Genomic DNA, 22,350 nt, shown 5'->3' with positions numbered 1-22,350 from the left:
TGGGCCTCTTGCCCGCCTTTGGCTACGGTCAGGTAAGATCCCCACCCTACAAGATTAGATATGTACACCGCCATTCGCTAGATGTATTTCTATCACTAAGGGGCAGACCGTAGTTATGAAGAATTTACTCAGATTTCTTCTCAGCATTCAGCTGAAACACTCTAAGTTTGTTCAGCAAGTTAATGGTTTTACCCTGATAGAACTTTTGGTAGCCTTATTGCTGGCATTCCTTGTGATTACACCACTGCTAGGATTCATGGTTAATATTCTCAGTACAGATCAGAAGGAACAAGCAAAGGCAAATTCTGAACAAGAAATCCAGACGGCAGTTAATTACATTGCCAATGATTTACAACAAGCTGTCTACATATATGATGGAGCTGCACTGACTACCAATTCAAACGCTGTCCCAGCAAGCTCAGGAATTCAAGACCAAATCCCGCCTGTGAAAAACGCTGGTATTTGTGATTCTTCTAATAATACTGTTACTTGTAAACCTATTTTAGTGTTTTGGAAACGCAAATTTATCCAACGCGCCACAACAAGCACAGATGATACTTTTGTTTACTCACTAGTTGCCTACTATTTAATAAAAGACAATAGTACTACTTGGTCAAAAGCGGCTCGTATTGCCAGATTTGAAATTAGTGATGGAGTTCTGGCTTCTGGCGGTGTCAGTTGTGGTACTGACTATCCCAATGATAAATATCTTGACGCCAACAACTGCCCCAATCCAGGTTTTCAGCGTTTTAACCTGAATCTGCCAGGTGCCGCAGGTATAAAACAGCAAATGAATTCATGGAAAAAAGTCTCGTCAGCTTACACTCAACAACCTTTAGTACTAATTGATTTTATCGATCAAACCTCTATTACAACAAATCCTACTTGTCCTACTGGAACACTTAGCAAGGGTAATTTTATGGGCTTTTATGCTTGTGTTGATACTGCCAATACAACAGCACAAGTGTTTTTACGAGGCAATGCACTAGCTAGGTTGCAAAATAGCAATTTTGATTACTCTTCAAATAACCAAACTTACTTTCCGACAGCAAGTGTCCGCGTGCAGGGACGTGGATATTTATATACTAAATAAACTTCACAATCAACAGCACAACTAATAGTGGGGCATTATGGGCAACCTAACTTTAAAGTTATTCCACACTAGGATGTGTGATAAAAACACCAAAGAGCGATTTCATTCTCAAGACGATGCTGGTTTTACTTTAATAGAAGTGATTGTAGTGGTGCTAATAATCGGAGTTTTAGCAGCGATCGCAGCTCCTAGTTGGCTTGCCTTTGTAAATCGACAACAAGTAAATAAGGCTAATGATGCTGTTTTTGCTGCACTACAAGAAGCACAGCGCGAAGCTAAAAACAAAAAACTTAGCTACAGTGTTAGTTTTCAAAAAAATAGCACAACTCAAAATGTAGAGGTTGCTATTTATCGCACTAAAAAGAGTGATGGTAGCAATTTGCCTTTTACTGAAATCAGCACATGGAAACTTTTAGGGGCAGATGTGGGAGCCAATTCTGATAAATTACTGCTGGGCGCAAATCTTAGTGCTGAAAACACTGCGAATTCTACTACTAATTCTCCCGTATCATACCCTCCCACAAGTACACCCACAAAAATTACCTTTGACTATATGGGAGCTTTGACTATGCCAAATAACTTTGGAACAGCTACAGCCCCTTCGACAGAGCCACCTGGGTTAAAAATAGTAGTAGCTGTACCAAGCTCTGCAAATTCTACATTGGCTAGTAGCGTCAAGCGATGCGTCATTGTGAAAACTCTCTTAGGATCAATGCTCACAGCAAAAGACGAAAAATGCGATTAAGTAACTTAGTGTAGCAACTTTTATTAAAAAATACGTAATAAGACTGTACATAAAACTGCACGTTGATAGCAAAATTGAAACATCACGTGCATTTTTAATGTTTGATACATCTATTTAAAAGCCACTGATAAATTAGCCATTGGCTGAACATATAAAAAGCGCCCTAATTAAAATATCAAAATGTAACTTTTTTCAAATGACTGAAAACCTTGATATTACTGTAGCTATCCCAACTTATAACGGTGAAAGTCGTTTGCCTGAACTACTAGAACGACTACAAAACCAACTTCACACCGAAAATTTATCTTGGGAAATTATAGTTGTAGACAATAATAGTACTGATAACACAGCTAAAGTTGTTCAAAACTATCAAAATAGTTGGCAGTGTACTTACCCTTTAAAGTATTGCTTTGAAGCAAAGCAAGGCGCTGCTTATGCCCGAAAAAAGGCAGTTGCAGAAGCTAAAGGTAAATTTATAGGTTTTCTAGATGATGACAACTACCCAGTATCAAATTGGGTATTTGCCGCTTATACTTTTGGTGAAAAATACCCCAAAGCGGGAGCTTATGGTAGCCAAATTCATCCGGATTGGGAAGTAGAACCACCGGAAAATTTTAAGCGAATTGCTCCATTTTTAGCAATTACAGAGCGGGGCAATCTACCGCTATTATATGAAGCATCTAAAAAATTACTGCCACCCTCTGCCGGACTTGTTGTTCGTAAACAAGCGTGGTTAGAAAGTGTGCCAGATAAGTCTATTTTAACTGGAAGAGTTAAAGGCAATATGCTTACCAGTGAAGACTTAGAAATGTTGTCTTACATCCAAAAATCAGGATGGGAGATTTGGTATAATCCAGAAATGGAAATTTCTCATAAAATTCCAGAATCTCGTTTACAAAAAGATTATTTAATTCCATTTTTTCGAGGTATTGGACTTAGCCGTTATGTAACTAGAATGGTCAATATCAAACAGATATATAGACCAGTAGCTCTTTTGTCTTATATGATAAACGACCTTCGTAAAATTACTTTTCATTTATTAAAATATCGAACTAAGTTAAAACAGGATTTGGTAGTTGCTTGTGAAATGGAACTTTTTGTAAGTAGTTTAATTAGTCCTTTTTATCTTTGGAAAAATGGATATTTCAAGAAATAAATTATCAAAAAATTACGTATTATGACTGAATTAACAGTTGAAAATTTAGATGTTAGCATAGCCATCCCCGCATATAATGGAGCAACTCGATTACCTAAAATTTTGGATAAACTCTTAACCCAGACAGGAGTAGAAAATATTAACTGGGAAATTATTATTGTTGATAACAATAGTTCTGATAACACATCTGAAATAATCCAGAGCTACCAAAAAATATATGGTGGAAAATGTCATTTAAGATATTTTTTAGAACCAGAACAGGGAGCAGCTTTTGCACGACTGAGGGCTGTACGTGAAGCTAAAGGGCAGCTAATCGCATTTTTAGATGATGATAACTTACCTGCACCTGATTGGTTAGCAGAAGCATATAAATTTGGATTAGAGCATCCTCAAGCAGGTGCTTGGAGTGGACAAATTCATGGTGAATTTGAAGTAAAACCCCCAGAAAATTTTGAAAAAATTCAAGCTTTTTTAGCTATCAGGGAACATGGTTCAAATCCACATTTGTTTGATGCGGATAATTTAAGACTTCCTCCTGGTGCGGCGCTTGTTGTTCGGAAAGAAGTATGGCGCGAAAATGTACCACAACGACCTAATTTAAGTGGGAAACTGCCTGGTATTTTAGTGCAGGGTGATGACTATGAACCATTGCTTTACATACATTATGCAGGCTGGCAAATTTGGTATAACCCTACGATGCATACTTATCATCAAATACCACATTGGCGACTTGAGAAAGATTACCTCCTAACTCTGGCACGCGGCTGTGGCTTGTGTATTTTCCAGTTACGCTTGATAAATACTAAAAATTGGCAAAAACCAATAGTGTTTATAAAAACTATTTTAGGAAATTTACGTCGAGCATTACAGCACTTGATTCACTATAGAGGGCAATTTAAAAGTAATCTAATTGCTCTTTTTGAGATGGAGTTTTACTTAGCTAGCATGATGAGTCCTCTTTACTACTTAAAATGTCATTTTGGCAGAGTACTAAAAAATAAATTAGCCCTATAAAATTATGAAAACTAGCAAGAAATTGCCAAGAATATCTGTAATTATCCCTGCTTATAATAGTGAAAAGACTATTAAGCAGACAATTCAATCTGTTTTAAATCAAACTTTTACCAACCTAGAATTAATTGTCATTAATGATGGTTCACAAGACTCAACTTTAGAAGTTGTTACACAAATCCAAGACTCACGAATAAAAGTATTTTCTTATTCCAATGCTGGCGGAAACGTCAGCCGTAACCGAGGACTACAACTTGCAGTTGGAGAATTTGTTAGTTTCTTAGATGCAGATGATCTTTGGACACCTGATAAACTTCACTCTCAGTTCAAGGCTCTGCAAGAAAACGTTACTGCAAAAGTTGCTTACAGTTGGACTGATTATATTGACACAAATGGTAAATGTCTACTTTCAGGCAAGCGGATTAATGTAAATGGAAATGCTTATGATCAGTTGTTATTAAATAACTTTCTAGAAAATGGTTCAAATCCCTTAATTTCTAGAAAAGCTTTAATTACATTAGGTGGCTTTGACGAATCTCTCAATGCCGCCCAGGATTGGGATATGTGGCTGCGATTAGCCTCTAAGTTTGATTTTATATGTGTACCATCTATACAAATCTTATATCGCATAAGTGCCAATTCAGTTTCCTCCAACCTTGTCAGACAGGAAAAAACCTGTTTACAAGTGCTTGAGAAAGCGTATAAGGAAAGACCTTCTCTACCAGACGCAACGCGAACGACACTTAAACAGAGTTGGAATATAAGCCTAGCAAATTTATATAAATACCTGACCTGCAAAGCCCTACAAGAACCGTTTAATCGCCAAAAAGGTCTAGCAGCAGCTAAATTTCTGTGGAAGTATTTTCTTAACGACCCCTCAAGAATTCAGAATATAAATTTCACCCTAAAATTGTTACTGAAAATTGCCATAATTTTTACTTCGCCCAACTTGCTCTACAGTATTCTTAATCGGCGCGAAGTCAGAAACCAAGAAGCTGAAACATTGCTCAACATCTGGGTAGCTGAAAATCGACCAGAAAGCAAAAATGGATACCCAGGTGCATTTACGATCTCTAGTTAATGCAAAAAATCTCTGCAATAAGCACTCTAACAGTGGTTTTACCTTACCAGAGATGTTAGTAGTTGTTCTATTAATTGGTATATTAGCTACGATCGCAATACCCAACTGGCTAGCTTTTGTGGAGACTCGCCGTCTCAACACTGCTCAAAACGAAGTCTATTATGCTATGCGCCAAGCTCAAAGGCAAGCCACCAAGGATAAATTGACTTGGCAAGCCAGCTTTCGCGAACAAAACGGCATCGTTCAATGGGCGGTTCATCCTGCTACAGTAAACCCATCTAATGCTAACTGGAATAACTTAGATGCCAATGTTCGCTTAGATGCGGAAACAACCTTACAAATTTCAAACGGCTTTAGGCAAATTAAATTTGATTATAGAGGTAATATTGTTTCGCTACCGCGAAGTATAACTATCTCCAGTAAATATGGTGGTAAAGCTAAACGTTGCGTCTACATCTCTACAATTTTAGGAGCAATGCGAATGGCAAAAGAGCAAGCTAGAGCCAACGAAAACGACAAGTATTGCTATTAAGATATTATTAGTTCATTCAAACAAGGTATTGTGTGCTGAACTTACCAGCAAACGCAAAACAACACCTGATTATTTTTACTCGCTATCCAGAACCAGGTAAGACAAAAACCCGACTGATACCTGCTTTGGGAACTGTTGGTGCTGCCAATCTTCAACGCAAGATGACAGAACATACAATATTTCAGGTTCAAGAATTGCAAAAAGCCATTGACATATCTGTGGAAGTGCGTTTTGTCGGTGGCGATTCGCAACTTATGCAAGACTGGCTGGGGTTAGATTTAGTTTACCAGTCTCAAGGTGAAGGGGATCTAGGTTTGCGGATGGCGCGATCGCTTTTTGATGCCTTTCAATCTGGTGCAGAACAAGTAATTATCATTGGTACAGATTGTCCTGGAGTGAATCCCCAGATTCTAGCAACAGCCTTTGAGAAGTTACACGCCTTTGATCTTGTACTTGGCCCTGCGATCGATGGTGGATATTACCTAATTGGTTTGTGTCAACCTATCCCAGAATTATTCGTTAACATCGAGTGGGGAACTGCTCAAGTTTTCCAGAAAACTGTGGACATTGCCCAGAAACTTAATTTATCACATGTAAACTTGTTGCCTTTAGCTGATGTTGACCGACCGGAGGATCTACCGATTTGGGAACAAGCTCTTGTAAGGGATATGGAAAAATGAGGGAGAAGTCTCCAAACTGGAGAGAGTTACTTTTTCCTGCACCTTCTTGACAAAAGTGCAATTATCTCAGCCTATTACAGATAAATTGTAGGAAGTATTTTAGTAAACATTTTTGCCAATGTAGCAAATAACTTTTCAACGGATTTACTTATGGCTAAAAAATCTCAACCCAATCTCGAACAATACCAAGATGTCAGATTATCTGCTACTACAAGAATTTGGGTCATTACAGTAGCTATTCTCGGAGTTTGCGTCCCCCTGTCAGCAGTTACTAGAAGTGGCGCTATTCTTCCTTTAGTTGCTATTGGTGGCGCAGCTGTTGGTACAGTTGCAGTTTGGCGTTCTGATGAGGAAAAATCAAAAACTAACTATTTGCAACAACAGCAAATAGAACTGTTAGAGCGGAGATTAGCGAATTTAGAAACAATTGTTAGCAGTGATGACTTGAACCTGCAAATGAAAATTAAACAGATCGAAGCAAGGGATACTTTCGGTGACTCCTCTAATGTAAGTACTACACCCAGACAACCAAAACGTAAAGGTTAAAATAATTTGTAATCACACTCATTCCTTACTAACGCTGCGCTACGGTAATTCGTAATTCCTGTACCGCAAGGGTTTCATCGATTTGGAATGGGTGTTTTACTTCTGCCAAGCTGTACTCGGTTATTTTTGTGTGGGTATTTGTTGACTTAACGTTACCGTACCCCTTGAAATCCCTCTCACATCAAACTTTCCTTTGCAGCTAGAAGTGTTTCCCTAGAAACAGTATCTCTTTCTCCATCTCCGTTAGAATTAACAGACATCATCTAATTTTATATATCTCAGTTACATCAGTTCATGAAATGTCTAAGTGCTATCCATCGATCTCTTTCCCGGAAACATCTGCCAATGGCTGTGTTTTATTAGACTGCTAACATTACTGAATTTTTAATTAACTAAGGTTATAAACTTGAGTAATTGCATTGGTATAGCTTACCGTAGGTATGCAATAGTTTGCCGCAGGAATGCAGATGGATTGGATTAGCTTGCTCAAAGCTCAACAAACTGACTTCCTTCAACGTGTGAAAAAACCTAAAACTTATGACTTATCTTTGCTAGAAAGTCAAGTCAAAGGTTGTCACACTGAGATTATGGCCTTTTGGGGTGAGCCTTTGGCTAGACTCCAAGAACTTTCTCGCCAACAAGCAGAAGTTCTCGCCAAAAATCCGCCGCCGACGCCGCCTGAATATCCTGAGCCTCCCGACTGGACAATACCTTTTCCCAAATACTTCCAAGGACAAGCGGAAGATTATCTTTTACGGGAGCATATTGTTGACCGGGTAATAACTGAACGCTTGGGCAAATTGGTAAAAAAGGTATCACAAGATACTTTGCAAAACATGATTTTAGATGATGAGGGAAATTTGTGTGGCGAAAGCAAATTCTCTTATGTACTAAAAGATAATCCTCAGCTAAGTGTTCAAGTTTACGTTGCTGATGGAGAAAGTTTTAATGGTATTAAGAAAGACAAAATTAGATGGTCGGTTACTCAAGAGGATTTAAAAAATCACCAAGTATTAATTTTTCTGTGTTTGTTTTATCCATCTACAGGTAAGTTAGGAGACGAAAAACAGAGCATAATTACAGGCTTTTTACCTGCAAATCTAATTGAACTTACTGAACCAAAACTCTACATTAATCCGAGTAATTTGTTGTATGCAGGGGGATTGAGTTGGTATTTAGAATCACTTATTGGTAAAAAAGACACCTCGCCAGTAATTAATGAGAGAGCGATCGCAGCTACAATACAGACTCTACCATCAGAACATTGCCTTAAGGGTATAGTCGGTGACTGGGAATGCTGGCAAACTTTGCAAGGACACAATAGAGGCATTAATTGCCTAGCTTTCAGTTCCGGGTGTAACAATGGCAAGGCTTTACCCATATTGGCAAGTGGTAGCCGTGGAGAGACGAAACTCTGGGATTTAAGCAAGGGTGAATTAATAGAGACATTATCCGAGTATCCTTGGGTAATATCCGGGCTGGTGGATGAAGTGAATTCTCTAGCTTTTAGTTCAGATGGACAGACTTTAGTGAGTTGTGGTGCAGATTCCACAATTAAGCTTTGGCACGTAGGTGCTTTAGACTTAATAGATATTTTACACAAGCATAATGGGGTAGTGCGGTGTGCTGCCTTCACCCCAGACGGCAGAATGTTAGCTACAGGTGGAGATGATAGAAAAATTCTATTTTGGGATTTGATGCATCGTCAGGTTGCGATCGCACTTTCTTTAGATGATACAGCTGCTCATTCCCTGGTTTTGAGTCGAGATGGGGAAACTCTGGTTACAGGTAGCTATCGCAAAATCAAAGTTTGGCGCACATCACTTTTGACGGGGGTCAAAAGTTTAAAGGACATACAACCACTGCACACCCTCATGGGTCATTCTCACATCGTCCGCTCCTTAGCAATCAGTGCAGATGGTAAACTGCTGGTGAGTGGTAGCTGGGATCAAACGATTAAAATTTGGCAATTGGAGACTGGGGAATTACTTCATACTCTCAAAGGACATAGAGATAGAGTATATGCGATCGCTTTAAGTCCCGATGGACAAATTATCGCTAGCGGTAGTGCTGATAAAACCATCAAATTATGGCATCTACAAACTGGGGAATTGCTTGGTACATTTACAGGTCATGGAAACATAGTTACAGCATTAGCTTTCACAGCTTCCGGTGAGATGTTGGTTAGCGGGAGTTTGGATAAGACAATTAAAATTTGGCAACGCAGTTAAACTAATTCGTAATTCGTAATGACGCTCTTACGTCGCTAATACCAATTCTTTATGAAGCTGCATAGAATTCGATCCCCCCTAGCCCCCCTTTGCAAGGCTACGGTGTACACACATCCTTACCCAGAGCAAGTTTCCAGCCCAGAAAGAAGGATTCAAACTGACGTAGCCCACAAACCAAAGTAGAAATTCCAGGAGGTTTTTGAGAGCGATAGCCAGACCAACCACCAAGTCGAGCAATAATCCAAGTCGCCCAAGATAAGGAATAAGGTGGATAAGGATTTTGCTGTAAGGATGTGCGTCCAGAAACAGTAGGAGCAATGGCTTGCAAACATTGCTGTTCTTGATCAGAAAAAGCTAAGGTTGCAGGTATTTCAGGTTGATCTCTGCCCACGAGTATTTGTAAAATACGCACAGCCACAGATAAAGCTAAGATAGTTAACCGTTGAATCGATTGAATCGACTCTAATTGAGTTGATTCAATATCTAAACCAACAGTTTTGAGGGTAGCAAAAAGTTGTTCAATTTTCCAACGCCATTTGTACCATTCAATTACTTGTAATGCTTGTTCTAAACAAACGACGCAATGGGTAGTGAGTAATCGCCAATGAATTGGTTTTTGACCTTTTGGAGGATTAACTTCTATAGCTTCAACTGCATAAAGTTGCACACTATCAGGATAATCTTGTGCAGATAATTTGCTGGGACGCTGAATTTCTACTCGCGCACAACGTACTATTAGCAAAGCTTCTCTTGCAATTCTATCAATTCTTGAATCCGCTTGAACTAGAACAGTATAAGTTCCCTCACATGGCTGCTGATTTAAATATGTATATAATGATTCTGAAGTATTCTTTAATCGCCGCTCTTGGCGGACTCTCACCAATAAATGATTCTGCTGGTCTGGGATGCTCACAAAGTCCTCAAATATATCGCTTTCTCTGTCTCCAATATGAGTTATCATTTTCACATGAGACAGAGTAAAACTATATTTTGTTTTCTCTGCCGACTTAATCCATTTATAGGATTCTTTTTCTTCTATCGCTAATTTTTGGTATTCTCTTTCTTTCTTATCAAAGTGATCTGGTTCTCTAGTCCACAATTGTACTGCGCTTAATCCTAAAGGTAATCCATTTTCTGCATTTACTGCTAATGTTGGGTGAATATAAAATCCCACATCCTTGTTATTTCCTACTACTCCTATTCCCTCTGGCTTCAATCTTCCTGAATGTGACTGTAGGTTAATTTCACTCGTATCGCTAATTGCTAGTACATGTTTTCCGTCTACATTGACAGCGCAACTACTTCCTAACCCATTGGACAACTCTTCTATTGTCACATTATCATTCTGTAAAAATCGGTAATATCCCACTTGTTCTGCCCTATTTTTACTTATTCTCCGAATATTTACTGTTTTATTTGTTTCCATTGCTGAGTACAATTTGGCCCCCTTTTTACTAGTCTTGGGTCACCAAATGTTTTTCCCTTAAACTCTTGTGCATGAATTAAAATTGGGTTTTCCATTTGTTTTGTCTCCTCACTTCCCTTGTTTTCCTAATAGACATCTATTTGTGTCTACACTTTAGCGGTAGGATTTCGTCGTATCGCTTCGTTATCGCTTTGCTCGTAATCACATTTTACTGGTCTCGAACGCCTGAAACCCTTGCAGCTACCACTTGTGTGTACACCGTAGCCTTGGCAAGGGGGGAATTCAAAGCCCCCCTTTTTAAGGGGGATTTAGGGGGATCAAGATATGTGCAACTTCACATTAAATTGGTATGACGTAATTCGTAATTGTGGAAAACTGAGGATTTAAGTTAAAGGGTTTGTTGGGTTTTGTTTACGCTCAACCCAACCTACGAATATTCTTAACCGATCTGTTTTTTGACGAAAATTACATATCACAAAGACGCGATAAATCGCCGTCTCTACAAAGAACTGATTATTGTAAAGACGGCAATTTATCGCGTCTCTTGCCTTAATCAAACTGTATTGGGCGATCGCACATTCGCCCATAATAAAACTATCCCCTCTATGCTATTTGCTTATGGCGATCGCAATTCAACCCCAACTAACTTTAGACGAGTTCCTCAAACTGCCGGAAACTGAACCAGCATCAGACTTTATTAACGGAGAAATTATTCAAAAACCTATGCCTCAAGGTGAACATAGCTTGCTCCAAGCTACTCTTTGCGAAACAATTAACGGCATAGCTAGAAGTCAAAAAATTGCTTTGGCTTTCCCAGAACTGCGCTGTAGCTTTGGCGGCGCTTCTATCGTTCCTGATGTCTCTGTGTTTCGCTGGGATAGAATTCCTAAAACTCCATCTGGCAGAATTGCTAACCGCTTTGAAATTCATCCAAACTGGGCAATTGAAATTCTTTCCCCAGACCAAAAGTTAAAAAAAGTGTTGAGTAAATTATTGCATTGTTCGCGCAATGGTACTGAACTCGGCTGGTTAATCAACCCTGAAGACGAAAGTGTGCTGGGGATTTTTCCTGGACAGCGAGTGGAATTATACGAAAATGCTGATAAATTACCCATCCTTGAGGGTATCGAATTAGAGCTAACTGTAGAACAGGTTTTTGGCTGGCTGAGTTTGACGTAAAAAAGTGTTCCGCAAGGTTGCCTAGAGAAAGTTAGAAAGGATTGTATCTGTAGGTTTATTGTAGAAACTGGACGGTACAACGCAAATTCGTGTGTACCATAAAAATTTGTATGCCGTAATTTTATGGAAAATCAACTAGGATTGGTTCTGAAACTGCTTTTACTCTCGGCTTTGTTATCAGTATTGATTAAGTATGCAGGGCCAACTCTATCAATTCCGGCGACAGCAACCAACGCGCTAATTATAGTATTGTTGCCGATTGTGATAATAGCGATCGCACTACTGTGGCGATTCCAAGCCCAGAAACAAAATTAACTCAAATCATCTACACACAAGTTACTAAAATCAGCTAACCTAGCTGAATTACAAGAAAATTGCATCTCGCCAACCGTTGGGAGTCAGCCTGTGAACCTCGGTCAATGGATCGGCTTAATCGCCATAGTTCTTTCTTTATACATCCTGTGGCAAATTCGGGAAGTGCTTTTGCTAATGTTTGCCGCAGTTGTCTTAGCCACCACCTTAAATCGGCTAGCGAAACGCTTCCAAAGCTTTGGGATGAAACGTGGATTCGCCGTCCTCCTAGCAGTAGCTATCTTTTTGGCCGGCGTCGTGGGTTTTTTCTGGTTAATTGTGCCGCCATTTGCACAGCAATTTCAAGAACTAACTAATCAGGTTCCTAAAGGGTTTGAGCGCTTTAATGGTTGGCTTGACGCCCTGAGAACTCGTATTCCTGATGAGTTAGTTCCTTACATTCCAGATATCAATAGCCTCATCCAACAAGCACAGCCTTTCGTGAATCGGGTACTGGGAAACTCCTTCGCCTTTGTATCTGGCTCTTTGGAAGTAGTCCTCAAGATTTTGCTAGTGTTGGTTTTAACAGGAATGATCTTAGTCGATCCACTAGCTTACCGCAAAGTCTTTATACGGCTTTTCCCCTCATTTTATCGGCGGCGGGTAGAAGGGATTTTAAATAAATGCGAAGTCTCTTTGGGTGGATGGATTACAGGCGCTTTCATCGCCATGTTTGTAGTGGCGCTGATGAGTCTAGTTGGCTTATCAGTTTTGGGTATCAAGGCAGCACTAGCTTTAGCAATTTTGGCAGGATTTTTGAATTTAATTCCCAACCTTGGTCCAACGATGAGTGTAGTGCCAGCAATGGCGATCGCACTATTAGATGACCCCTGGAAAGTTCTTGCTGTATTGATTCTGTACGTTGTTATTCAACAGGTTGAGAGCAGTTTTATCACCCCAATTGTGATGGCACAGCAAGTTTCTTTACTGCCAGCTGTAACCTTAATAGCCCAACTATTTTTCGTGACTTTCTTTGGATTTTTAGGATTATTTCTGGCGCTACCCCTAACTGTTGTCGCTAAGATTTGGTTGCAAGAAGTGTTGATTAAAGATGTTTTAGATGAATGGGGGAATAATCATAGAAAGGAAACTGAGTTTGTCATAGTTTCTGAATCTCCTGGAGCAGATGATAATTGGACATCAGAAAATCCAGATATTAATGAGAAGCCCTCGATTGATGATGATATCTTGAAACAAGAAGATTAGTGACTCAATTTTGGATTAAAGAATCGGTAAAATATGCACTTTTACAAAACTGGTAAATTCAAAATCCAAAATAATCTCTTATTGAATCGCCTAGCATTTTTGGAAAACTTACCTGCTAGGTGGACACTACTAAAAACTAAGCAGACAATAGGGGGAACAATAATCAATTCATATATTGGAGAGTAAACTTTGAAACTCAATCAAGTGATTGCGATTTTACAAACCGTTAAAGCTAACACCACAAAAGCAAAAACAGGCGTATATCATCTGATTCAAAAAACTGCAATGTTTCAAGGGATTTCGCGGACATTTCAGCCGGTAGCTGAAGATGGCTTTGTATATCCTCCAGAAAATCAGACACTGCAAATGAAAGCAGAAGATTTGCTGAGTCAATTTGAGCAAGCTTGTGCAGAATTATTTAACTTATGTGCCACTCAAGATTGGGCTAATGCCCAGGCTAAAGCAGATATAGTAGTTGACGGAACCACCATTTTGCGAGAAGTACCTGTTTCTTACCTACTGTTTCTAGAAAAGCAGTTAGCTGATGTTAAAACGTTCATCTCAACACTGCCCGTTCTAGATACTAGCGAATCTTGGGTTTACGATCAGCAGCAAGAATGTTTTGCTACTGAACCGAAACATACTACCAAAACCAAAAAAATAGTTAAACCTGTGGTGCTGTATGAAGCCACAAAAGAGCATCCCGCGCAGGTAAAAGAGTCTTCCGAAGACGTGCCAGAAGGAACTTGGCGAACAGTCAAGTTTTCTGGAGCAATTTCTCAAGCAAGACAGAATGAATTGTTGCGGCGAGTAGATAGGCTTATGCAAGAGGTGATTTTTGCTAGAGAACAGGCAAATAGTTTAGAAGTTACTCAACAGAATCAAGTTGCTCGCTCAATCTTTAGCTACTTGTTTTCACCCTCAACATTTAGGTAAAATAGTTTTGGAGCGCAAGTTTAGTTTCAGTGTCAATAGGAGAATATGTAGGTTCGAGTCCTACTCCCTCGATTTAATTAAACCGAGGGATAGCCAAAGGGTAAAGGCACTCCTCGACACAATCAATCTCATATTTAGTCTTAGGCTATTGCTCCAAGCTAAAGTTAAAAATTCACGTTCTGTATCGACCCCTGTGAATTAATGTCAGTGGGACATGAGTTCAAATCTCGTCCGGGTCTCCAAACATTTGACCTGGTAGTTTAGCGGTAAAACACCACGACTTAAAGATTAAATTTGCAGGAACCGGAAATTAACTAGGCAGAAATTGTGAAACAACAACTGAAAGTTGTAAACTTTTGGTACCAACCCCCAGGCATGGACATTGCTTGGGGGATTTTAATTGGAAAAGGTTAGTTAAACTGTTATCTAGCCATTTAAAATTATTCGTGAACAACAAAATTCCCGACTTTTTTAAGAGGTCGGGGATTTTGCAACACGGCTCAATCTAAAATGCAAAATTCAAAATTAATTTACTGATTCGTGACGGTAATCAGTTCATCAACTATCCTTCTGCTTCATTAGCTCTGTTCCTGGTTTGTTTGACTCATTAGATGAAGCTGATTCTGTCTTCTCTGATTGCGTCTCACTAGTCTGTTGCAATTGGTTGAGATGAATATTATTCACTTGAACAATAAAGTATTCTAATGCCTGACTTGCCTTTTGTTGCTGTTGGCTTTCATCGGAGATATCTAGCTTGCCCCAAAAAATAAATATATGATTTGAACTTTGCAATACTTAAATTGTTTTTTGGGAATTTGAACCCTATCCAGGGTGTTAAGCTGTCGCGCAGAGATTGGCGACGACTATTTCGAGATGAAATTATGCAAAAGTCACCATAATCTGCGCTCACAAGGAGCAATGAAAATTTATTTTCTCTATTCACCATTCACCAGGAAGCCCTAGCACTGATAAGATGCGAACAATTGCAGAAATTAACGAGAAAATCAGCCGCCAACGTGCGGTAGTGTTGACAACTGAAGAATTAAAAGCACGAGTTGTAGAAATCGGTGTTACTAAAGCTGCGAAAGAAGTTGATGTAATTACCACTGGCACTTTTGAGCCGATGGAATCCAGTGGTGCAATTATCAATCTGGGACACACTGACCCCCCAATAAAAATTCGCCGCTGTTGGTTAGATGGTGTACCAGCATACTCTGGTTTTGGGGCAGTAGATTTATATTTGGGTGCGAGTTCTGCTGTGGAGACGACGGACGGGGAAGAAGTCCGAGAACGCGGCGGCGGTCATGTAATCGAAGATTTGATTGCTGGTAAATCTATACACGTAAAAGCGCAAGGACAAGTAACAGATTGTTACCCCAGAGCAAATTTTGAAACTACTATTACCAGTGAAACGATTAATCAGTTTTATTTATTCAATCCGCGCAATCTTTATCAAAATTTTATTGTTGGTGTAAATGGTGGCGATCGCCCCCTCTTCACCTATCTCGGCCCTTTACAACCGCGTCTGGGGAATGCCGTTTACTCTAATCCCGGTGCTATTTCCCCCTTACTCAACGATCCCGATTTGCAACTCGTTGGTATCGGTACTCGAATTTTTTTAGGTGGCGGTATTGGATATGTCGCCTGGGAAGGCACTCAGCACTTCCCCTTACAAAAGCGTTTAGCTAATCGTACACCGATTGGGCCTTCCGCCACTTTAGCTTTAATTGGTGATGCCAAACAAATGGATGCTCATTGGGTGCGGGGGTGTTATTTCAAAAGTTATGGGCCCTCATTGATGTTAGGCGTTGGTGTCCCACTCCCTGTATTAAATGAACAAGTCGTTGAACACTGTGCCGTCCAAGATCAAGACTTAGTAGCCCCAATAGTAGATTTTTCCATTCCCCGGCGCGTTCGTCCCACCTTTGGCTTGGTGAGTTACGCCCAACTCAAATCCGGGCGGATCACCATTGAGGGCAAAGCAGTACGCTCTGCCCCCTTAGCGAGTTTGTTTTTTTCTAGGCAAGTCGCTCTAGAGTTGAAAAAGTGGATCGAAGCAGGTACGTTTACCCTCACAGAACCAGTTTCCCCAATTCCGATGGAGCGATCTTTTCTACCCCAAGACCGTCGGACGGATTTTTGATATTGGGGAGTAAGAATTTTAGATTTTAGATTTTGGATTTTAGATTGGAATTTAATCCAAAATCTAAAATCCTTTCGGGTTCAGCAGTCACTCATGGGGGAAACCCCCATCGCCCTTGGCGTCTCCCCTTGGGAGAAGACCGCGCTGCTTCACCAAAATCCAAAATTGAATTGCCCTATGCCCTACTCTTGAGTCGGTTTTGGTCGCTTGATGGGTTTAGGAGCGGGCGTTCTTGGGATAGGTTTTGAAACCACAGAGGTGTCGCCGCCTGCGCCTGTTTTTTTGATAGGACGAGGGGTTTCGCCACTGCGTCTGGGGGGGAATGGTTTTCTACCACCAGCACCACCACCACCGCCAGCGCGAGGCCCACCTTTGAATGGTGGTCTGCGTTTTTTGGGCAAGTCAGCGATCGCCTCAGCTTTTTCTACTACCAAAACGTCAGCTTCCCGCTTGGCTTGGAAGTCCCAGAATTTTCCTACTGCTTTGGTGGTCAGCACACCCCTCAATTTCAACTTAAAATATTTGGGTTTATCAGTTGATTTGCGTGGAGCCTGCCTAATTTTGACTACCAAGCTTTTAGCATCAAAAGACTGGTATACTACTTCACCACGAACAGAAAAACCACCATCTACAACTTCTGATGAGGGTTTCAGAGCAATTGTACTTAATTCAGAGTTTTCGGATAAGCCATCATCGGGTTTCTGTAACTCTTGCAACTCAAAATCTGACTCGTCCTCATCTGTTGAGTTTTTAGCCAGATTTTCTGGCTCCCAAACTCCGACGATTTGGATGTGCAAGGTATCATTTTCTTGTCTTGTCCGTGGATATACTACCCACAAGTGTTCTTTTTCTAAGTCTAGGTGATTCTTGACTAAGCTCATAATCCGGCCTAGGAGGACGGCATTGAGTTCTACACCATCTGTGGTCAGCAGCGTACCTTGAGTAAATTGTTCGCTGCTAGCATGATATCGACCCCGGACTAACCCGATCGCTCGGTACTGCATCGGTTCGCTGGGAGGCGGAATCGGTTGCTGTCGGTTGGCGAACCCATCATTGGAGTCAGTCTCGCTGGGTTTGACAGGCAAATTTTCAGGTTTTGAGGACTGGGCTTGGGCTGCTATATGAACATTAGCGGCTGCCTCTACGTTAGTTGGGCCCTGGTTAGAGGCAGAAGAATTGGAGGATTCAGGCAACGGCATCAGGTCGGAATTCATAAAAACTCCTTGCGGCGGAGACACATCCCATTGTGGGATTTTACAAAGGCAGCTGGAAAGAGCATTTGTGCGACTGATGAAAGTATATTGGCTTTTAACAAAGTCACACTAGGTTACTCTACACAATCCTAAAGGCGCTAAATTTAGTGTATAAACACTAAATGTGTAATTTAGCGCCTTTACACTAGTTTCGGAAGCATATCATAGCTACAATTCTGACGGCTCCTCCTAAAGTCATCACTTACTTTAGCAGTGTAGATAGTTAATTGTTATAAAATTCACAGGCATTTGGCGGTATTCCGCAAAGTTTTGGAAATTTTTAACTTTACGATTTGTGTAAATGATCATGTCATTAAAATTCAGGAGAAAGACAAAACTGTGTCTCAACCGCGCAATCGTTGGATAGTTCGAGTCATATTGGCAGTTGCAATTCTTGCTTTTGTGGGTGTTTCGGTGATTCCCATAATTGGAGCATTTAATAATACGCCACCCTCAAGCCAGAATACCGCTAGCACCAGAGACAGTTTGCCCTCTGCTGACCAAAAATCAAAACTGGAAGACGTAGTACGGGGTTATGAACAGGTTTTGCAAAGGGAACCAGAAAATCAGACTGCGCTTGAGGGACTATTAAAGGCGCGGCTGCAACTACTGAGTCAAAAAGATAAAAGTGAGGTTAAACCAGCTGATATCCAAGTTGTTATTGAACCCCTAGAGAAGCTAGCGAAGCTGAATCCCGAACAGTCAGAATATTCAGTGCTACTGGCTCAAGCCAAACAGCAAATTGGCGATCGCGAAGGAGCCGCTCAAGCTTATCGTTCGATTTTGTCCACGAAACCGGGCGATTTGAAGGCTTTGCAAGGAATGGTGGCTCTGTTGATCAGTCAGCAACGCCCCGAAGCAGCCATTGGTTTGTTGCAAGAAACCCTTTCTAACGCAGCCCAAGCAAATACAATTCAACCTGGAAGTATTGATACAGTAGCGGTGCAGGTGCTATTAGGTTCTGTTCACGCTTCCCAGAAACGCTACGCTCAAGCTAGCTCTGTTTATGACCAGGCAATTAAGAAAGATCCCAAGGATTTTCGCCCTGTTGTGGCAAAAGCAATGCTCCTGAAAGAACAGGGCAAAGACGCAGATGCAAAACCTTTGTTTGATAGTGCCGCAGCTTTAGCACCTGCTCAGTACAAAGACGGAATTAAAAAGGCGGCAACGGCTTCCCCCACGCCTAATCCGGCTCAATCTCTGGCACCTTCACCGGAAAGTACGCCTAAGTAATGGATGTGGGGCATTGGGCATGGGGCATTGGGCATTGGGCATGGGGCATTGGGCATTGGGCATGGGGCATGGGGGATTGGTTATTAATTCTTCTCCCCTGCTCCCCTGCTCCCCTGCTCCCTGCTCCCCTGCTCCCTGCCCCCTGCTTCTTCCCCTTACGCTCCCTCAATGGCAGCGAGGACACCAAAGATTAAAAACAGGCATCCGCCAATAAAGGTGATCTGACGCTCAGAAATGCGTCCGGCTATCATTTTGCCGCCGATAACTGCGATCGCAGCACAAATGGCATGTCCTAAAATTGCACCTATTGTCACTCCAATTGGATTATTACCTGCTGCTAGGGCAATGGTGGCTATTTGGGTGCGATCGCCCCACTCTGCCATAAATGTCAACACAAAGGCTTCTATGATAATTGCCAACCCAGTTTTTTGCTTTGGTAAGTGCAAATCTGCTTTTTTCACCGCAGCTTCGGCTTCTTCTACAACTTCTGTATCACAAGCAGCAGCGGACATCTTACTAGCGTCATACAGCAGCTTGATACCAAAGGCAAGAAATAAAGCTATTTCGGCGTAATGAATATAAACTTTTGGCAACAAAGACACTACTTGTCCAAATAGCACTGAAAGGATTGTCATCGCGGCTAAAGCAGATGTCGCACCTATAAATACCAGCCGCCGCGGGTGGTGCATTGCCAAAATTACAGCAATAAAAAATGTTTTATCGCCTAGTTCTGAAACTGTAATTAGTAATAAACCTGCGGTAAAAGCTGTTAACACTCTCTCAAGCTCCTGAAGAATCGTTTACCGATGTGAAGCTTGATGAGAACCAAAAGACCTCACCAAGTTTACACTTTTCGGTGTGAACTTAGTGAAGGTCTCGCTTTCAAATATTGATTATTTGCCATCTGAACCAGGCTCATCGCCAGTATGTTGATTCAGATGTACTGGCTTTCAAGTTTTTTTGCCAGCAGCTACTCCCCTTCTATGCGAGGTACATTATACATCTTTTATCAGTATTAAGTCAAGATTAGGGAATGGAGAGCATCTGAATTTCAAAGTGTTTTAAGCTCACATGCGATTTGTATTATCTGTCTATTGCTGGGTCATCAACCAACGCTTGCTATAGTTACCTTTCGTTAGGCAATTACAATAATATTTGCATTAGTAAGCATTGCCTGATTCGAGAACAGGGCTATTTGAACTTGTGCTGTACCACCAACCCCATCTTTATCAAAGAACAGGTTACCAGTACTTTGATTGTAGATAAAGCGATCGCCAGATGTTGTTGCACTAGTGCCAAGTTGGAACAAGCCAGAATCGAGTGTAGTATCCTGAGATTGGCTCAGTCCAAATTCTGCCTTGGAAATGAGGATAGTATCATCTGCAAGAATAAAATCAGCGATGGTATCATACCCTCCAGTGCGGCTACCAGCAAGGTTAAAGCTATCTCGCCCAGTTCCACCAGTTAATACATCTCGACCAACTCCTCCAGAAAGTAGATCATCACCTGCACCACCTAGCAAGGTGTCATTGCCTGAGTTACCAAAGAGGTTATCGTTGCCATCAAATCCATTCAAGATGTTAGCGGCACTATTTCCTGTGATGATGTTATCAAGGCTGTTACCAGTACCATTGATTACCTTGCTTCCAGTCAGGGTCAAATTTTCCAAGTTATCTGCCAATACCCAACTCACTGAAGACTGGACTAAATCTGTACCTGCATCTAAGCCTTCAGCGATCGCATCGCTAAGGGTGTCTACGGTGTAAGTATCATTGCCGACTCCACCATCGAGATTGTCAATTCCCACACCTCCATCCAAGGTGTCATCACCGGAACCGCCGAACAAGGTGTCATTGCCAGAACCACCAATCAGGCGATCGCTACCATCAAATCCATTTAAGATGTTAGCGGCACTATTTCCAGTCAAGATGTTATCAAGGCTGTTACCAGTACCATTGATTACCTTGCTTCCAGTCAGGGTCAAATTTTCCAAGTTATCTGCCAATACCCAACTCACTGAAGACTGGACTAAATCTGTACCTGCATCTAAGCCTTCAGTAATCGTATCGCTGAGGGTGTCTACGGTGTAAGTATCATTGCCGACTCCACCATCGAGATTGTCAATTCCCACACCTCCATCCAAGGTGTCATCACCGGAACCGCCGAACAAGGTGTCATTGCCGGAACCACCAATCAGGCGATCGCTACCATCAAATCCATTTAAGATGTTAGCGCCAGTATTTCCCGTGAGGATGTTATTAAGGTTGTTACCAGTACCATTGATTGCTGTGGTTCCAGTCAGAGTCAAGCTTTCCAGGTTATCTGCCAAGACAAAACTCACAGAAGACTTGACTAAATCTGTGCCTGCATTAGCGGATTCAGTAATAAAATCATTCGGGTTGTCTACGATGTAAGTGTCATTGCCGATTCCACCATTGAGATTATCAAATCCCAAACCTCCATCTAAGGTGTCATTGCCGATTCCACCCAGCAAGGTGTCATTACCTGAATCACCGAAGAGTTTATCGTTACCGTTTTCTCCACTCAAGATGTTAGCGGCAGTATTTCCAATCAAAATGTTATTAAGGCTGTTACCAGTACCATTGATTGCTTCGGTTCCAGTCAGGGTCAAGTTCTCCAGATTATCTGCCAACACCCAACTCACAGAAGACTTAACTAAATCTGTGCCTGCACTGGCGGATTCAATAATAGTGTCGCCGATGCTGTCCACAGTATAAGTGTCATTGCCTTTACCACCAATGAGACTGTCATCTCCTGCACCACCATCTAAGAAATCATTTCCATCGCCGCCATCAAGGGTGTCGTTATCAGCTAGTCCGTTGAGCGTGTCATTGCCCAGCAATCCTGAGATGATATCTCTGTTCTCTGTACCAGTTAGGTTGTTTGCAATTGAAGTGCCATTAATGGTATTTGCAACTGGTGGGACTTCATTAATATCGTTGACTATGATCGCAATTTCTTTTTCGTAGAATAAACCACCCTGATCTGTGGTGCGTAAATGGATGTTGTAGCTATTCTTGGTTTCGTAATCTGGCGAACTATTAATCCGTAACTCGTTACCCACAATTGTGAAGGCGCTGTTATCAGTGCTGCCAGTACCCGAAACTAGGGTGTAGGTGTGGGTGTTGTCTCCATCGGCATCAACAGTGCTAAAGTTGCCAATTACTGTGTTGGCAGGAACATTCTCGTTAACACTAGTGGCACTTAGACTCAGGTCAGTGGGGGTACTGTTCAGGTCAAGCTGAAAAAGTTCTTGCCCAGTGTTACCGTTGTCAGCAAAAAAGTAGAGTTTGCCATTAACGTAAGTTAGGTTGTTGGGATTAGAGCCAGCTAAGCCAGGGTAGATATCCTTAACGCGGAGGGTACCAGCCTCAGTGCCATCACTCTTCCACAGTTCATAGTCCCCACTATAGTCCCCACTGCTGTCATAGGCTGTGAAGTACAGCGTGCCGTTGACATTCGTCAGATTTTGTGGAGAAGAGCCACCCGTGCCAGAGAAGATATCCTTGACGCGGACAGTACCAGCC

The 22,350-nt window shown here is 41.4% G+C and carries 21 protein-coding genes; 16 read left to right on the top strand and 5 right to left on the bottom strand.

Annotated features, from left to right (window positions below; all coding sequences use genetic code 11):
• The first annotated feature begins 115 nt into the window (after positions 1-115).
• The 9 genes from hpsC to RRG12_RS37855 all read left to right on the top strand — a co-directional run bounded on the left by hpsC (position 116) and on the right by RRG12_RS37855 (position 9,075).
• Positions 116-1,093 (top strand): hormogonium polysaccharide secretion pseudopilin HpsC, encoded by a 978-nt coding sequence (gene hpsC, locus RRG12_RS37895; protein WP_420762750.1) that lies wholly within the window; start codon positions 116-118, stop codon positions 1,091-1,093.
• A gap of 73 nt (positions 1,094-1,166) precedes the next feature.
• Positions 1,167-1,838: a prepilin-type N-terminal cleavage/methylation domain-containing protein gene (locus RRG12_RS37890; protein ID WP_420762749.1), complete on the top strand. Its 672-nt coding sequence runs from the start codon at positions 1,167-1,169 to the stop codon at positions 1,836-1,838.
• 196 nt (positions 1,839-2,034) lie between these two features.
• Positions 2,035-2,994, top strand: coding sequence for a hormogonium polysaccharide biosynthesis glycosyltransferase HpsE (gene hpsE / locus RRG12_RS37885; RefSeq protein ID WP_420762751.1), 960 nt, complete (start codon positions 2,035-2,037; stop codon positions 2,992-2,994).
• A 21-nt stretch (positions 2,995-3,015) separates the two neighbouring features.
• A complete protein-coding gene (hpsE, locus tag RRG12_RS37880) occupies positions 3,016-4,008 on the top strand; it encodes a hormogonium polysaccharide biosynthesis glycosyltransferase HpsE (RefSeq protein ID WP_420762748.1) in 993 nt (330 codons plus the stop codon).
• Positions 4,009-4,012: 4 nt separating this feature from the next.
• On the top strand, positions 4,013-5,086 hold the full coding sequence (locus tag RRG12_RS37875) for a glycosyltransferase (RefSeq protein WP_420762747.1): 1,074 nt from the start codon (positions 4,013-4,015) through the stop codon (positions 5,084-5,086).
• On the top strand, positions 5,052-5,618 hold the full coding sequence (locus RRG12_RS37870) for a pilus assembly FimT family protein (protein ID WP_420762746.1): 567 nt from the start codon (positions 5,052-5,054) through the stop codon (positions 5,616-5,618). Before RRG12_RS37875 ends, RRG12_RS37870 begins: the two co-directional genes overlap by 35 nt.
• Positions 5,619-5,650: 32 nt before the next feature.
• Positions 5,651-6,298, top strand: coding sequence for a TIGR04282 family arsenosugar biosynthesis glycosyltransferase (locus RRG12_RS37865; RefSeq protein ID WP_420762745.1), 648 nt, complete (start codon positions 5,651-5,653; stop codon positions 6,296-6,298).
• Between the two features lie 150 nt (positions 6,299-6,448).
• Complete coding sequence (locus tag RRG12_RS37860; protein ID WP_069072589.1) at positions 6,449-6,844, top strand: hypothetical protein; 396 nt, start codon at positions 6,449-6,451, stop codon at positions 6,842-6,844.
• Positions 6,845-7,305: 461 nt separating this feature from the next.
• The gene (locus RRG12_RS37855) at positions 7,306-9,075 is read left to right on the top strand and encodes a WD40 repeat domain-containing protein (protein ID WP_420762744.1); all 1,770 of its coding nucleotides are present in this window, start codon (positions 7,306-7,308) and stop codon (positions 9,073-9,075) included.
• Between the two features lie 97 nt (positions 9,076-9,172).
• Here RRG12_RS37855 and RRG12_RS37850 read toward each other — a convergent pair whose 3' ends face one another.
• Complete coding sequence (locus RRG12_RS37850; protein ID WP_420762743.1) at positions 9,173-10,501, bottom strand: IS4 family transposase; 1,329 nt, start codon at positions 10,499-10,501, stop codon at positions 9,173-9,175.
• 455 nt (positions 10,502-10,956) lie between these two features.
• Here RRG12_RS37850 and RRG12_RS37845 point away from each other — a divergent pair, with 455 nt between their 5' ends.
• From RRG12_RS37845 to RRG12_RS37825, 5 genes are all read left to right on the top strand, one after another.
• On the top strand, positions 10,957-11,181 hold the full coding sequence (locus RRG12_RS37845; protein ID WP_420762742.1) for a hypothetical protein: 225 nt from the start codon (positions 10,957-10,959) through the stop codon (positions 11,179-11,181).
• On the top strand, positions 11,120-11,680 hold the full coding sequence (locus RRG12_RS37840; RefSeq protein WP_069072587.1) for a Uma2 family endonuclease: 561 nt from the start codon (positions 11,120-11,122) through the stop codon (positions 11,678-11,680). Before RRG12_RS37845 ends, RRG12_RS37840 begins: the two co-directional genes overlap by 62 nt.
• A 123-nt stretch (positions 11,681-11,803) precedes the next feature.
• Positions 11,804-11,995, top strand: coding sequence for a hypothetical protein (locus RRG12_RS37835; protein WP_420762741.1), 192 nt, complete (start codon positions 11,804-11,806; stop codon positions 11,993-11,995).
• 90 nt (positions 11,996-12,085) lie between these two features.
• Positions 12,086-13,237 (top strand): AI-2E family transporter, encoded by a 1,152-nt coding sequence (locus RRG12_RS37830; RefSeq protein WP_420762740.1) that lies wholly within the window; start codon positions 12,086-12,088, stop codon positions 13,235-13,237.
• A gap of 189 nt (positions 13,238-13,426) precedes the next feature.
• The gene (locus RRG12_RS37825; protein WP_420762739.1) at positions 13,427-14,173 is read left to right on the top strand and encodes a hypothetical protein; all 747 of its coding nucleotides are present in this window, start codon (positions 13,427-13,429) and stop codon (positions 14,171-14,173) included.
• A gap of 558 nt (positions 14,174-14,731) precedes the next feature.
• Here the strand turns inward: RRG12_RS37825 and RRG12_RS37820 are convergent.
• Positions 14,732-14,965 carry a hypothetical protein gene (locus tag RRG12_RS37820; RefSeq protein ID WP_420762738.1) on the bottom strand — a complete coding sequence of 78 codons (234 nt, stop codon included), beginning with the start codon at positions 14,963-14,965 and terminating at the stop codon, positions 14,732-14,734.
• 181 nt (positions 14,966-15,146) lie between these two features.
• Between RRG12_RS37820 and RRG12_RS37815 the strand changes: the two genes are divergently transcribed.
• The gene (locus RRG12_RS37815) at positions 15,147-16,316 is read left to right on the top strand and encodes a homocysteine biosynthesis protein (protein ID WP_420762737.1); all 1,170 of its coding nucleotides are present in this window, start codon (positions 15,147-15,149) and stop codon (positions 16,314-16,316) included.
• Between the two features lie 182 nt (positions 16,317-16,498).
• Here the strand turns inward: RRG12_RS37815 and RRG12_RS37810 are convergent, their stop codons facing one another.
• Complete coding sequence (locus RRG12_RS37810; protein WP_420762736.1) at positions 16,499-17,530, bottom strand: hypothetical protein; 1,032 nt, start codon at positions 17,528-17,530, stop codon at positions 16,499-16,501.
• 378 nt (positions 17,531-17,908) lie between these two features.
• On the opposite strand from RRG12_RS37810, the gene RRG12_RS37805 reads away from it, so the two are divergent.
• A complete protein-coding gene (locus RRG12_RS37805; protein WP_420762735.1) occupies positions 17,909-18,802 on the top strand; it encodes a tetratricopeptide repeat protein in 894 nt (297 codons plus the stop codon).
• A gap of 155 nt (positions 18,803-18,957) precedes the next feature.
• Here RRG12_RS37805 and RRG12_RS37800 read toward each other — a convergent pair whose 3' ends face one another.
• Positions 18,958-19,578 carry a TMEM165/GDT1 family protein gene (locus tag RRG12_RS37800; RefSeq protein ID WP_420762734.1) on the bottom strand — a complete coding sequence of 207 codons (621 nt, stop codon included), beginning with the start codon at positions 19,576-19,578 and terminating at the stop codon, positions 18,958-18,960.
• 359 nt (positions 19,579-19,937) lie between these two features.
• Positions 19,938-22,350 (bottom strand): beta strand repeat-containing protein (locus RRG12_RS37795; protein WP_420762733.1); only part of this gene is annotated, 2,413 nt, incomplete at its 5' end.

It is taken from the genome of Nostoc sp. CALU 546 (genome assembly GCF_048836525.1).
This window is presented reverse-complemented; position numbering and strand designations above follow the sequence as displayed.

Bases quoted from the DNA above. Each gene is read 5' to 3' on its own strand.
- hpsC (WP_420762750.1), top strand. From the start codon at position 116: ATGAAGAATTTACTCAGATTTCTTCTCAGCATTCAGCTGAAACACTCT.
- RRG12_RS37890 (WP_420762749.1), top strand. From the start codon at position 1,167: ATGTGTGATAAAAACACCAAAGAGCGATTTCATTCTCAAGACGATGCT.
- hpsE (WP_420762751.1), top strand. From the start codon at position 2,035: ATGACTGAAAACCTTGATATTACTGTAGCTATCCCAACTTATAACGGT.
- hpsE (WP_420762748.1), top strand. From the start codon at position 3,016: ATGACTGAATTAACAGTTGAAAATTTAGATGTTAGCATAGCCATCCCC.
- RRG12_RS37875 (WP_420762747.1), top strand. From the start codon at position 4,013: ATGAAAACTAGCAAGAAATTGCCAAGAATATCTGTAATTATCCCTGCT.
- RRG12_RS37870 (WP_420762746.1), top strand. From the start codon at position 5,052: ATGGATACCCAGGTGCATTTACGATCTCTAGTTAATGCAAAAAATCTC.
- RRG12_RS37860 (WP_069072589.1), top strand. From the start codon at position 6,449: ATGGCTAAAAAATCTCAACCCAATCTCGAACAATACCAAGATGTCAGA.
- RRG12_RS37855 (WP_420762744.1), top strand. From the start codon at position 7,306: ATGCAGATGGATTGGATTAGCTTGCTCAAAGCTCAACAAACTGACTTC.
- RRG12_RS37850 (WP_420762743.1), bottom strand. From the start codon at position 10,501: ATGGAAACAAATAAAACAGTAAATATTCGGAGAATAAGTAAAAATAGG.
- RRG12_RS37840 (WP_069072587.1), top strand. From the start codon at position 11,120: ATGGCGATCGCAATTCAACCCCAACTAACTTTAGACGAGTTCCTCAAA.
- RRG12_RS37835 (WP_420762741.1), top strand. From the start codon at position 11,804: ATGGAAAATCAACTAGGATTGGTTCTGAAACTGCTTTTACTCTCGGCT.
- RRG12_RS37815 (WP_420762737.1), top strand. From the start codon at position 15,147: ATGCGAACAATTGCAGAAATTAACGAGAAAATCAGCCGCCAACGTGCG.
- RRG12_RS37810 (WP_420762736.1), bottom strand. From the start codon at position 17,530: ATGAATTCCGACCTGATGCCGTTGCCTGAATCCTCCAATTCTTCTGCC.